9 protein-coding genes and 3 tRNA genes are annotated in these 12,511 nt (G+C 70.3%); 3 read left to right on the forward strand and 9 right to left on the reverse strand.

Annotated features, from left to right (window positions below):
- Window positions 1-43: 43 nt before the first annotated feature.
- The 4 genes from ACYF6T_RS25925 to ACYF6T_RS25940 all read right to left on the reverse strand — a co-directional run bounded on the left by ACYF6T_RS25925 (window position 44) and on the right by ACYF6T_RS25940 (window position 5,653).
- The gene (locus ACYF6T_RS25925; protein ID WP_461699330.1) at window positions 44-1,975 is read right to left on the reverse strand and encodes an ABC transporter ATP-binding protein; all 1,932 of its coding nucleotides are present in this window, start codon (window positions 1,973-1,975) and stop codon (window positions 44-46) included.
- The gene (locus ACYF6T_RS25930; RefSeq protein ID WP_461699331.1) at window positions 1,975-3,708 is read right to left on the reverse strand and encodes an ABC transporter ATP-binding protein; all 1,734 of its coding nucleotides are present in this window, start codon (window positions 3,706-3,708) and stop codon (window positions 1,975-1,977) included. Before ACYF6T_RS25930 ends, ACYF6T_RS25925 begins: the two co-directional genes overlap by 1 nt.
- Window positions 3,709-3,823: 115 nt before the next feature.
- On the reverse strand, window positions 3,824-5,266 hold the full coding sequence (locus ACYF6T_RS25935) for an FGGY family carbohydrate kinase (protein ID WP_461699332.1): 1,443 nt from the start codon (window positions 5,264-5,266) through the stop codon (window positions 3,824-3,826).
- Between the two features lie 81 nt (window positions 5,267-5,347).
- On the reverse strand, window positions 5,348-5,653 hold the full coding sequence (locus ACYF6T_RS25940; protein WP_461699333.1) for a YtxH domain-containing protein: 306 nt from the start codon (window positions 5,651-5,653) through the stop codon (window positions 5,348-5,350).
- 143 nt (window positions 5,654-5,796) lie between these two features.
- Here ACYF6T_RS25940 and ACYF6T_RS25945 point away from each other — a divergent pair.
- The 3 genes from ACYF6T_RS25945 to ACYF6T_RS25955 all read left to right on the forward strand — a co-directional run bounded on the left by ACYF6T_RS25945 (window position 5,797) and on the right by ACYF6T_RS25955 (window position 6,203).
- Window positions 5,797-5,869 (forward strand) — tRNA-Asn (locus ACYF6T_RS25945).
- A gap of 5 nt (window positions 5,870-5,874) precedes the next feature.
- Window positions 5,875-5,947 (forward strand) — tRNA-Asn (locus tag ACYF6T_RS25950).
- A gap of 179 nt (window positions 5,948-6,126) precedes the next feature.
- Window positions 6,127-6,203 (forward strand) — tRNA-Ile (locus ACYF6T_RS25955).
- A gap of 606 nt (window positions 6,204-6,809) precedes the next feature.
- On the opposite strand, the gene ACYF6T_RS25960 is transcribed toward ACYF6T_RS25955, so the two are convergent.
- The 5 genes from ACYF6T_RS25960 to ACYF6T_RS25980 form a co-directional block, all read right to left on the reverse strand.
- Window positions 6,810-7,256, reverse strand: a complete 447-nt coding sequence (locus tag ACYF6T_RS25960; protein WP_461699334.1) for a PIN domain-containing protein — start codon at window positions 7,254-7,256, stop codon at window positions 6,810-6,812.
- Window positions 7,253-7,495 carry a type II toxin-antitoxin system Phd/YefM family antitoxin gene (locus ACYF6T_RS25965; RefSeq protein WP_461699335.1) on the reverse strand — a complete coding sequence of 81 codons (243 nt, stop codon included), beginning with the start codon at window positions 7,493-7,495 and terminating at the stop codon, window positions 7,253-7,255. Before ACYF6T_RS25965 ends, ACYF6T_RS25960 begins: the two co-directional genes overlap by 4 nt.
- Before the next feature lie 142 nt (window positions 7,496-7,637).
- Window positions 7,638-10,055, reverse strand: a complete 2,418-nt coding sequence (locus ACYF6T_RS25970; protein WP_461699337.1) for a helicase C-terminal domain-containing protein — start codon at window positions 10,053-10,055, stop codon at window positions 7,638-7,640.
- A 410-nt stretch (window positions 10,056-10,465) separates the two neighbouring features.
- Window positions 10,466-11,620 carry a DUF6777 domain-containing protein gene (locus ACYF6T_RS25975; RefSeq protein WP_461699338.1) on the reverse strand — a complete coding sequence of 385 codons (1,155 nt, stop codon included), beginning with the start codon at window positions 11,618-11,620 and terminating at the stop codon, window positions 10,466-10,468.
- 215 nt (window positions 11,621-11,835) lie between these two features.
- The gene (locus ACYF6T_RS25980) at window positions 11,836-12,360 is read right to left on the reverse strand and encodes a hypothetical protein (RefSeq protein ID WP_461699339.1); all 525 of its coding nucleotides are present in this window, start codon (window positions 12,358-12,360) and stop codon (window positions 11,836-11,838) included.
- Window positions 12,361-12,511: the final 151 nt, after the last annotated feature.

Consider the following 12,511-nt stretch of genomic DNA (forward strand, 5'->3'; position numbering starts at 1 on the left):
GCGCAGTTCCCCGCGCCCCCAAAAGCAACCAGCCCCCGGATGATCAGTCCACCTCCGCCACCGCCTGCGCGAACTGCGCCTTGTACAGGCGTGCGTACGCCCCGTCGGCCGCCAGCAGGTCCTCGTGCGTGCCCTGTTCGACGATCGCGCCGTTCTCCATCACCAGGATCGTGTCCGCGTCCCGGATGGTGGAGAGCCGGTGCGCGATCACGAACGACGTGCGCCCGTGGGCCAGTTTGGCCATCGCCTTCTGGATGAGCACCTCGGTCCGGGTGTCGACGGAGCTGGTCGCCTCGTCCAGGACCAGGATCGTCGGGTCGGACAGGAACGCCCGCGCGATGGTGATGAGCTGCTTCTCGCCGGCGCTGACCCCCGTGCCCTCGTCGTCGATGACCGTGTCGTAACCGTCGGGCAGGGTGCGGACGAACCGGTCGGCGTGGGCCGCCCGCGCCGCCTCCTCGATCTCCCCGCGGGTGACCTCGCGCGTGGCGCCGTACGCGATGTTCTCCGCGATCGTGCCGCCGAACAGCCAGGTGTCCTGCAGCACCATGCCGATGTGGGAGCGCAGTTCGTCCCGGGACATCCTCGCGATGTCGACGCCGTCGAGGGTGATGCGTCCGCCGGAGACCTCGTAGAACCGCATCAGCAGGTTGACGAGGGTCGTCTTGCCGGCGCCGGTCGGGCCGACGATGGCGACCGTGTGCCCGGGTTCCGCCTTCAGCGAGAGGTCCTCGATGAGCGGCTTGTCGGGGTCGTAGCGGAAGGAGACGTGCTCCAGCGCGACCCGCCCGCGCAGTTCCTCGGGCCGCTCGGCCTGCTGCGGGTCCGGCTCCTGCTCCTCCGCGTCCAGGAGTTCGAAGATCCGCTCGGCCGAGGCGACACCCGACTGCACCAGGTTCGCCATGGAGGCCACCTGCGTCAGCGGCATCGAGAACTGCCGCGAGTACTGGATGAAGGCCTGCACGTCACCGATGGACAGCGCGCCCGAGGCCACCCGCAGCCCGCCGACGACGGCGACCAGCACGTAGTTGAGGTTCGAGACGAACATCATCAGCGGCTGCATGATCCCGCTGTTGAACTGCGCCTTGAACCCGGCCTCGTACAGCGCCTCGTTCTGCTCGGCGAACTGCTGCGCCGACTCGTCCTGCCGTCCGAACACCTTCACCAGGGTATGCCCGGTGTACATCTCCTCGACATGGGCGTTGAGCTTGCCCGTCGAACGCCACTGCTGCACGAAGTGCGGCTGGGACCGCTTGCCGACGCGCGTGGCGACGACGAACGACAGCGGCACGGTGACCAGCGCGACCAGCGCCAGCAGCCAGGAGACGTAGAACATCATCGCCAGCACGCCGATGATCGTCAGCAGCGAGTTGATGAGCTGGCCCATCGACTGCTGGAGCGTCTGCCCGATGTTGTCGATGTCGTTGGTCGCGCGCGAGAGAACCTCGCCGCGCTGGCGCTTGTCGAAGTACGACAGCGGCAGCCGCGACAGCTTCGTCTGCACGTCCTCGCGCATCCGGTACATCGTGCGGTTCACGGTCCGGTTGACCAGCCGGGTCGCGATCGCCATCAGCACACCGGCGAGCAGGAACGTGCCGAGCGCCAGCAGCAGCACGCTGCCGACCGAACCGAAGTCGATGCCCTTGCCCGGCGTGAAGTCGGTGCTGCGCAGCATGTCGGCGATCTGGCCCTGCCCGCGCTGCCGCATCGAGTCCAGGACCTGTTCCTTGGTGGCGCCGGCCGGCATCTGCCGCCCGATGATCCCGGCGAAGACCAGGTCGGTCGCCTTGCCGAGGATCTTGGGTCCGACCACGTTGAGGCCGACGCTGAGGACCACGCAGCACAACAGCGCGTAGATCGTGAGGCGTTCCGGTTTGAAGCGGGCGAGCAGGCGTTTGCCCGACACCTTGAAGTCCATCGAACGGCTGTCGGGGCCGCCGCCCTGCCCCATCATCCGCGCCATCGGCCCGGCCATCAGGCAGCCTCCGCTTCCGTCAGTTGGGAGAGCACGATCTCCCGGTAGGTCTCGTTGTCCGCCATCAGTTCGTGGTGACGGCCGGTGCCGACGACCCGTCCCTCGTCGAGGACGACGATCCGGTCGGCGTCCCGGATGGTGGCCACCCGCTGGGCGACGATCACCACGGTCGCCTCCGCGGTCTCCTGGGCCAGGGCCGCGCGCAGGGCCGCGTCGGTGGCGTAGTCGAGGGCGGAGAAGGAGTCGTCGAAGAGGTAGATCTCGGGGCGCTGCACCAGCGTGCGCGCGATGGCGAGCCGCTGGCGCTGACCGCCCGACACGTTCGTGCCGCCCTGCGCGATCGGCGCGTCGAGCCGGCCCTCCAGCCTGGAGACGAAGTCCTTGGCCTGCGCCACCTCCAGCGCGTGCCACAGCTCCTCGTCGGTGGCGTCCGGATTGCCGTAGCGCAGGTTGGTCGCCACGGTCCCGGCGAAGAGGTACGGCTTCTGCGGCACCAGCCCGACCGTCCGGGCCAGCAGCTTCGGATCGATGGCCGACACGTCGACGCCGTCCACCAGCACCTCGCCGTCGGTGGCGTCGAACAGCCGCGGCACCAGCCCCAGCAGCGTCGACTTGCCGCTGCCGGTCGAGCCGATCACGGCGGTCACCTCGCCGGGCCGGGCCACCAGGTCGATCGCCTTGAGCACGGGCTCCTCGGCGCCCGGATAGCGGAAGCCCGCGCCCCGCATCTCCAGATACCCGTGCCGGCGCAGCTCGCGCACCGGACTGGCCGGCGGCACCACGCTGGAGGAGGTGTCCAGGACCTCCTCGATGCGCTCGGCGCACACCTCCGCGCGCGGCACCATCATGAACATGAAGGTGGCCATCATCACGGACATGACGATCTGCATCAGATAGGCGAGGAACGCGGTCAGGTCACCGATCTGCATCCCGCCGCTGTCGATGCGGTGGGCGCCGAACCACACCACCGCGATCGACGACAGGTTCACCGTCGTCATGACCACCGGGAACATCAGCGCGAGCAGGTTGCCGGTCTTCAGCGACATCTCGGTCAGGTCGCCGTTGGCCTTCCGGAACCGGCCCTCCTCGTACTCGTCGCGCACGAAGGCCCGGATCACCCGGTTGCCGGTGATCTGCTCGCGCAGCACCCGGTTGACCGTGTCCAGGCGCACCTGCATCGACCGGAACAGCGGCCTGAGGCGCCGCACGATCAGCGTCACGCAGATGCCCAGCACCGGCACGACGGCCACCAGCACGCCGGACAGCGGCACGTCGAGACCGAGGGCCAGCACGATGCCGCCCACGCACATGATCGGCGCGGACACCATGAGCGTGAACGTCATCAGGGCCAGCATCTGGACCTGCTGCACGTCGTTGGTCGTACGGGTGATCAGCGAGGGCGCGCCGAAGTGGCCCACCTCGCGCGCGGAGAACGACTGCACCCGGTCGAAGACGGCGGCGCGCACGTCCCGGCCGAGCGCGGACGCGGTCCGGGCGCCGTAGTAGACGGCACCGATGTTGCACACGACCTGCGCCAGCGAGATGCCGATCATCAGGGCGCCGAAGGAGAGGATGTAGCCGGTGTCACCCTTCACGACGCCGTTGTCGATGATGTGCGCGTTCAGCGTGGGCAGGTAGAGAGTGGCGCAGGTCTGCAGGAACTGCAGCAGCACCAGCACACTGATGGGTTTCTTGTAGGGCCTGAGATAGGTCCGCAGTAGTCGTATGAGCACGCTACGTCTCTCGGAGTCGGCGACAGAGCGGGCTGAATGCCCGAGGCTCCTATCGTCCGACACTCCACCCGCGTTACCTCAACCGATTAAGCCGACAGCAGTGCGCTTTGCAGTCTTACGGGCGGAAGGCTCCGGGGTGGGTCTGGTCCCGTACGGACACGTACTGCTGACGCACCGCCTGCCCCACCGCCAGTTCGTCGCCGGGCTCCAGGACCTGCGCCGCCGCGCCCTGCCAGGGCGGCGGGGTGCGCGGGTCGAGCGTGCCCTGCGAGACGCCGAGCGCCCAGGCGGCCTGCCGGGCGGCGCCGATCGCCGCGTAGTCCGCGGGCTGCGGTACGACGACCTGCGCGCCGAAGAGCGCGGGCGCCGCGGCCTGCACGGCGGGCAGCTCGGCGGCGGCCCCCAGCAGGAAGATCCGCCGCACCTCCACGCCCCGGCCGCGCAGCACGTCCAGCGCGTCGGCGAGTCCGCACAGCATGCCCTCGAACGCGGCCCGGGCGAAGTGCTCCGGCTTCATCGACTCCCGGCGCAGCCCGGCCAGGGTGCCCGCGGTGTGCGGCAGGTTCGGCGTCCGCTCGCCCTCCAGATACGGCAGCAGCACCAGCCCGTGCGAGCCCGGGGTGGACTTCATCGCCAGGTCGGACAGGCTCTCCAGATCGGGCAGCCCGAGCATCTCGGCGGCCCCGCGCAGGGTCCGTACGGCGTTCAGGGTGGTGACGACGGGCAGGTGCATGCCGGTCGCGTCGGCGAGGGCGGTGATCATCCCGGTGTTGTCGACGAGGGCCTCGGGATGGACGGCCATGACGGACCCGGAGGCGCCGAGCGAGACCACCGCGTCGCCGAGCCCGATGCCGAGCCCGAAGGCGGCGGCCATGGTCTCGCCGGTGCCCGCCGATATCAGCAGCCCCTCCGGGGTCGTACCGGCCGCGTCCGCCGGCCCGATCACCTCGGGCAGCATGGCCTGGTGACCGAGGGCCAGCTCCACCAGGTCGGGCCGGTAGTTGCCGGTGGCCGCGGACCAGTAGCCGGTGCCGGAGGCGCCGCCCCGGTCGGTCGTCCTGCGGACCGGCCGCCCGAGCAGCTGCCACACCAGCCAGTCGTGGGCCTGCAGGAGGATCGCCGAGCGCAGCGCCGCGTCCGGTTCGTTCTTCGCCAGCCAGCGCAGCTTCGTCACCGGCTGCGCGGCCTGCGGCACACACCCCACGGCCTGCGCCCACGCCTCGCGCCCGCCCAGCGCGTCGATCAGGTCGGCCGCCGCGACCTGGGTGCGCTTGTCGCCGCCGACCATCGCCGGGCGGACGGTGTTGCCCTGGGCGTCCAGCGGGACCACCGCGTTCTGCTGCGCCGACACGCCGATGGCCTGCACGCTCTCCAGCAGCCCGCCGCCGGCCGCCTCGCCGAGCGAGAGCAGCCACGCCTGCGGATCCACGTCGGCGGGGCGGTCGCCGTCCAGCGGGTGGGGGGCGTACCCCTGCCTGAGCACGGCACCGGTGTCCGTGTCGCAGACGACGATGCGAGTGAAATCGGGCGAACTGTCCAGCCCGGCGACTATCCCCATGGCGGAAATTCTATGGGGGGCCCGCGGTGGCAGTGCGGGGGCTTTGCCGGGTGCGGAGACCGCGGCCGCCCCCGGGGTGCCTTAAGTGTCGCTCGTGCCCCACTCGTCCGCGCCCGTGCCGTTGGCGTTGCGGTCGCGCAGCTGACGCACGCGCTGGGCCACCGAGTCGGGGACCCGGTCGCCCACCTTCTCGCTCACGGCGTGGTACGCCTTGCCCGCGAACTCACGGCCCTGCTGCGCCGCCGTCTCGGCGGTGTTGCGCACGGCGGGGTTCTGGGACACCTGGCGTGCCGACTTCTTCAGCTGCTCGTAGCGTTCGCGTCCGGCGCGTGTGCCCAGGACGTAACCCAGTGCCAGTCCGACGACGAACGTGAGCTTGTAGCGCATGGAGGCCACCCTTCCCTCGTGTAGGTCGGCGCCGGGGGAACCGATTGGCGGAGCACCCCCCTGCTTGCGCTAATGTATGTGTCGCAGCGAGCGCCCGCCCCCTGGCGAATACCCAGGTAGGTACGTTCGATGCAACGAGGCATTCCTCCGTAGCTCAATTGGCAGAGCAGCCGGCTGTTAACCGGCAGGTTACTGGTTCGAGTCCAGTCGGGGGAGCTCGGTCCTCCGTAGCTCAATTGGCAGAGCAGCCGGCTGTTAACCGGCAGGTTACTGGTTCGAGTCCAGTCGGGGGAGCACGCTGAACGAGGACCCCGCAGGGGTCCTTTTTCATGTCCGGCGGCGCGCCACGGGAACCGTGCAGGTCATGGCGGAGTCCTGAAGGGCGTGCGAAGTCGCCCCTACGAAGCAGGAGATCGTATGAGCGGCTATGCTGCGGCAGACGGCGCGCACACATGTACGCGACACGCCGCTATGGGGCGGTAGCTCAGCCGGTTAGAGCAGCGGACTCATAATCCGTCGGCCGTGGGTTCGAGTCCCACCCGCCCCACCAGAAAGAGGCCCTGCTCTGCGGAAACGTCTCTTCTTGGCGGAGAGATCGCAATTCTGGCTCGATGGAGAAGATCCGCTGCTCAGAGGTGCTGTAGGAAGCCGCGGAGGGTCGCCTTGCTGATCCTGGCAGGGTCCTGACCTGCGGTAACATGAGCGTCTGGGCGCACCGGGAGCCACCTCGCGGCTCTGTGGTCCAAGATCCAGTGGACGCACAGTGGACGCGAGGACGTCGAGTTGGTCGCAGAGCGGTACGGCCGGTTCGGGGACCAAGAGGATCGGCGGAGCGGTTGTCCAAGCTCGAAGTGTCTGCCCCATCCGGGCAGGAGGCGCGTCAGGTGGCCTTGGGGGCGGGGAACCGCATGCACCAGGTCGAAACGTGATCCCGGCGCCCGGTTGTGGACGGCACTGACCGGCGCAGCGGATGTTGACGGCGCCCGTGACGGCCAGGGCCGAGCGGCTGTCGCGGAGCGGGCACCGCGGCGGGCGAGATGGATAGCGGTGCGGATGCGGCGCGGGCGCGATCTTCGCTGCGCTACGGCACAGGCGGCTGCGCCACGCCGCACCGACGTGCTGGTGTTGGTGCTGGGTGTCGCGCCAGGGGGGCGGCCTACAGGTCGTCGGGTAGGAGCCGGAAGGCGGGGTGGCCGGTCAGGGGGCGGACCATGCGGAAGTGATGGTCGGTAGTGAGGAGGGCGTCGGTGCGGTAGGCGGCGGCCAGAGCGACGTTCATGGCGTCGGTCAGTCCGATGCCTTTTCCGCCGTCGGCGTCGGCGTACCCCTCTGCGACAGCGATCGCCGCGCTCAGGTGTGCGCTGACGGGCGGTACCTCGAATCGGCGCGTCGCTACGTTGCGTTCAATGAACCGGGCCGCCGCCAGGGCTTTGCGGGCTCCGGCGCGTGTCGCAATCAGGTAGTCGAGTTCGGCCAGAACCAGGGGGGAGATGACCAGGTGGCTGGTCGCTGCCAGGGCCTTCTTGTGCTCCTGGTGTCCGGTGAGGTTCGGGTCGAGCAGGCGGTACAGGCCGTTGGTATCGGCGATGGCGACGAGGGTCACGTGCCCATCCCCTTGAGCGTGTCCTCGATCTCGTCGTCGGTGAGGTCGGGCAGGCCGAGGTCGGGCAGGTCGAGGTCCCCCATGGGGTCGGTCGGGTACGGGGGAATGTCGGTATCGCCTATCGGTACGACCCGAGCCACAGGGGTGCCGTTCTTGGTGACTGTGACGGTCTCGCCACGGGCCGCGGCGGCAAGGATCTGCGAGGACTTCTGGTTGAACTCGCGAGCAGTGGTCTCCATGTAGTACATGTTACTACCCTGGGCTGTCGGCGACGGACGGTGCCGCTCATTCGGTGTCCCAGCGAAACAGCCGGAACGCGAGTGCTGACGCCCCCAGGAGGGGGTACGGCCGCCTCGCACGCCTTGGCACGCCGCCCTGGCGTTACGCCGGGGGCATCACCCCATGAATCCGAGACAGGGTGAACACCCGCTCCGCGTCGCGTAGATGACACCAGGCGTATAGATACGGAGGGTCGAGGTCGAGGCCGCTGATGGTGCGGATCGTGCGGCTGCCCGTGGTGGCGACGTACTCGATGGTGACCGCCGTCCCGCTGTCAACGGCGTGGGCGAGTTGACGGACGTCGGCGTGGGGGATCTGGGTCGCGTATCCGGCGATGACCTCTTCGGTATCGGTGGCGAAGGGGATGCCGTCGCAGGGGTCGGGGGCGGGGTGGGCCAGTGGGGCGCCCGCGAGTCGGACGGCCAGCGCGGCCAGCTCGACCTGCTTCGGGGGTGCGGTCGTACGGGATGAGGTGTTGGGCCAGCTGACCGCTCTGCGCGGGGGCGGTACCGGCGCGGTCACCCGGGGGCTGCGGGGTCGTTCGACGCGCACGGTTCCGTCGGCTGTCTCCGCGACCGGCGCGTATCCCTCGGTCCGCAGTGCGGCGAGGGTTTTCTCCAGCGGGGTGCGGCTGAGGAGGACGGTCGGGGCAAGGTGCCTCAGGCCCAGTTTGGAGAGTTTGCGGTGGGCGGCGATCTCGGTGAGGAGGGCGGGTTCCTCGCTGTGGATGACGCAGGCGGCCGAGGCGATGCGGATCCGGCCGTGGCTGCGTGCCGTGTCCGTGATCAGATAGGACAGGGGCTGGGGCAGCGGGTTGATGGCGACGGCAGCCAGGTCGGCCTCGATGGAGTCCGGCCCGCGGCCGGCGTCCAGGGCGCGGCGGACGCTCGCCGGGCTGAACCGCCACAGTGAGGCCGTGCCACCGGTCTTCCGGTCTGCGACCGAGTCCAGCAGCGTGACCAGGCGCGCGGCGGGCGTGCCGGTGACGACAGCGGTCAGGTCGCTGCCGAAGCGGGCCGTCACGGTGGCGGCAGGAAGCAAGCGGTGGCAGGCGGCGGCCAGTTCCTCGGTGCTTTCAGCCAGCAGAGCGGCGCCGATCGGGGACAGCGCACCGCGAGCGAGGACACCGAGCAGCTCCGCCTCCCGGATCACGGTGGCGAACGGCGTCGCGTCCTGTAGCAGCACCTCGGCGAGCGGCCTCGACCAGTGGGCAAGAGGACCAAGTTCGGCTGCGTTCTTCGCGCCTTGTCCGGCCGGAAGCCGGGAAGCGGCGGTGAGCAGCCCCTTCCGGGCCTGGAGACAGCCGGTGCAGGACGAGGTTCCGGCCAGGGCGGGCAGCACCTTGTTGTCGTTGTCCCGGGCCTGCGAGGGGGTGAGCCCAAGTGCCCACCAAGCGTGCAGCAATACCGGAAGTCGTTCTGCGGGCTCCGACTCGGCCCAGATGTCGTAGGTGTCCGTCGTCGCGACCCTGTCCCCGTCACGGGCCATGAGACCGGCCTTGCACGCCGTCTCAAGGGTGAGGCGTACGAAGGGCTCCTCGCATCGTGCCGCCTTGCCGATCCTGGCCAGTTCGCGGGCCCCGACGCCGCCGGACTTCAACCGGGCGGGCGGAGTCGTCGCGCACACCGACAGGACCGAGGCGGCGTGATCGGCGAAGGCCGTGGCCGCGGCGGACGCCTCACTGTCGACCTCCGCCGGGGAGACGGGTACCAGAGGTGTGATGGGTGGCGTGGGGTCGAACGGAGCATGCCAGCCTGGCCCGCGCAGCGCGAGCGCCACCTCGGCGGGCATCCGTACAGGGCCGTAGCCGTATCGCCCCTGGACCAGCAGTCCCCGCTCCAGCGCCCAGCGTGCACCTGGTTCGGGGGCGTCCTGCCCCCCGAAGAGGACGAATGCCTGCGGTCGGTATGCGGGGTCCGCCTTGCGTTCCAGCAGTTTCCGGGTCTCGGCCGGTGCCTGTGCGACCACCGCGGCGACGCGTGCCGGGTCGCTGTGGTGCTCCACGAGCGTCGTGAGGCGCTGCGGTTTGGTGCCGGGAGGCCGCACGTCCAGAGCCGTGAGCATGCGGCGCAACTCCTCGGAGGCCGTGTCCTTCAACAGCGTCGCCAGCGGCTGGTCCAGTCCGAGCGGCGTGTCCCACGCCTGCCGCAGGGGCGTGGCCATGCGCAGTGTTCCCTCGCTGTCCGGCCAGACCAGCGCATACGTGGACAGTGTCTGGAGCGCCGCTTCCAGACCGCGTGCGGTCTCGTCCTCCGTCGCCTCCAGCAGGTCCGTCAGGACCTCCCGAGAGGCCGGCGCACTCAGTGCCGCCAGTGCCTCGGCTGTCTGCAGGGCGGGCAGCGTGAGTCGGGGCAGCGCGAGGGCAACCGAGCCCGGGCGTTGCAGGCGTTCGGCCAGTTCGCTTACAGAGCGGGGCTCCGGCGGGGACACGGCATCCGGCCGTGCCGCGAGTACCTGCTCCAAGTCTTCGGCGTCGAGGCGGTGGAGCCATGCTGCGAGGGTCGACTTACCGGACTTCAAATCAGTGCACCTCGTTGGGGAAACGCCGCGCTTCACGCCGACACGCTGGGCGAGACGTGCTGTGCCGTACGGCCTCCAAGCATGGCGCACCGGGCGGGTGCCGCAGGGCCGTCATCAGAGGAGAGGGGACCGTAGCCGTGCGGAGGGCTGCACGGTGGGCCGGTAGTGGACAGGCAGTGGATGGAAGGATCGGTAACGATCAGGAAGACCCGAGCAGGAAGCGGCAGTCGTCACCATTGTGACCTGCACAAACAGGAAGATCAGGGAAGGAATCCAGACGGGAGCGAAACACCCGCAAGGACTCATAATCCGTCGGCCGTGGGTTCGAGTCCCACCCGCCCCACTTCGTGGTTCTGCTGGAGAACCGTTTCGACCTGTGGCTCCGTGGGAGCGGGCGGCGGGTCGTCCGGTCAGGTGCCGTCCGTGCTCGTGCCGTCGGCTGCCGGGGCGCCGCTGTTCCCTGCGTCTCCGCCGTTGCCTCCGTCCCCGCCGTTCTCCCCGTACCCGCTGTTCCCGCCGTCCACGTCACCGGTCGCCGTGGAGGACGTGTCCGGGTCCGGGGACGGGTCCGTTGAGGGATCGGCCCCGGCCGTCGGCGACGCCGAGGCCGCCGCGACCCTCAGTGTGACCGTCGAGCCGGGGGCCACCGTGCTGTCGGCGGCCGGGTCGGTCGAGGTGACGGTGCCCTCCGGCTGGTCGGACTCGGGGTCGGGTTCGGTGACCGGCTGGAGGCCGAGCTGCCGCAGCTGCTCGCTCGCCGCGTCCGCCGACTGGCCCACCAGGTCGGGCACGGTGACGGTGGCCGGCACGGTCCGGTCCGCCGCCCAGCCGTCCGCGCCCACCTGGCGCACGATGTCGGCGTCGGGATGGTCCGGGTCCGCGAGGACCAGGCTCTTGCGGCGCACGTCGCTCTTCTTGACCTTCACCATCCGCTTCTTGTCGAAGCGCCACTTCCCGCTGCCCTTGAACTCGACCTTGATCTTGACGTCGATGTCCGTCTTCGCCGTGGTCAGCGGGTTGCCGCAGTTGCACTTGACGGCGGGTACGCCGTGGATGTCGACGAGCACGGCCATCCCGGCCTCCAGCACGGAGTCGTAGCCGTTGGCCTTGCCCTTCCTCTTGTCGTAGCCGTGGTTGCGGACGAGGGTGTCGTTGCCGAGGAGCACCGGCGTCACCTCGTGCAGGAGGAAGTGCCCGATCCGGTCCGGGGACAGGCCCAGGATCTGCGCCCAGGCCGCGGACTTCTTCCGGTTGGCGGGATTCTTCAGGAAGGTGAGGAGGCGTCGGACGTCGCAGGTCGACCTCTTCAGGCTGCCGCCGTACAGGCCGACCGTGCCGCCGGCGTACTCACCGCCCTTGTGCAGGGTTTCGCGGGCGAGAGCGCGCTCGCCCGAGGCGACGGCGCCTCGGACGAAGCCCGACTCCGCGATGTAGCCGACGGATTCGCCGGCCACGGCCACCGCTTCCGGGGCGCAGGCCGCCGCCGTCAGGCCGAGCGCCAGAGCGAGAGTGACGAAGATCGCCGCGATGCGCCGGACGGGCGCAGCAGAAACCGGACGCGCCATGACAGTCCCCCGTGGTCCGTTCGCGAAGCGTCCACGGTCTCGCGCCGGCCACGCGACGGCCATACGCCACGGAGCGTATTCACAGGCTCGGCACAGGGACGGAAGAACCGCTGGCGAAGTCGTATGGCGCGCGCGAAGGGGTGGGTCACTGTGCGTGCACGGAGTGGTGCCCTAGTCGTCGTGCCGGAGGGCAGGGCGCGAAAGTGCCGTGGGGTTCAGGCGCCGGACGCTTCGGCCTGGGCGCGCAACGCGTCCCGCAGCAGGCGCAGTTCGTCCGCGTGGCGGCCCAGGCCGTTGAGGCGCAGGCGGGTCGCCTCGGTGCGGGAGTCGGGGCGGAGGGTGAAGGCGAGGTTGAGGGACTCGCGCAGCATCCAGAGGTCGTAGGCGAGGAGGCAGGCCGCCCGGGCCCGCGCCGAGGCCAGCTCCGGGTCGGTGATCTGCAGGTCCTGCAACCGGGTGCGCAGCCGGTGCAGTGCGATGCTCTGCCGCCCGCACAGCTGTGCCGTCTGCCGCGACACCGGCCCCGGCTCGCCGCACGCGGCCACCGCCGCGTCGGCCGGGGTCTGCGCGCGCACCGCCTCGTCCAGCACCGCGACCAGCGCGCGGAGTTGGGCCGGACGGGAGGGGCGGGCCGGGGCCGGGCGGCGCAGCCGGCGGGCGAGGAGGTGGGCGGCGCGGCAGCGGACGGCGGTCACCGTGGGAGCGGTCCGCGCGGGATGCGGACGTAGGCGCAGACGCATGGCTCCTCCTCGGCGTCGGCCCCGGGCGTACCCGGTCGGGCATCGCCGGTGCGCCTCCAGTGTGCTGCGGCTTCCGGCCGCCAACCAGGACCTCGTCCAGCCCACCCCGCCATCCCCTCCCATCCCCTCCTCTCCTTCTGCGAAAACCGGG

This window comes from Streptomyces sp. 7R007 (assembly GCF_054850255.1).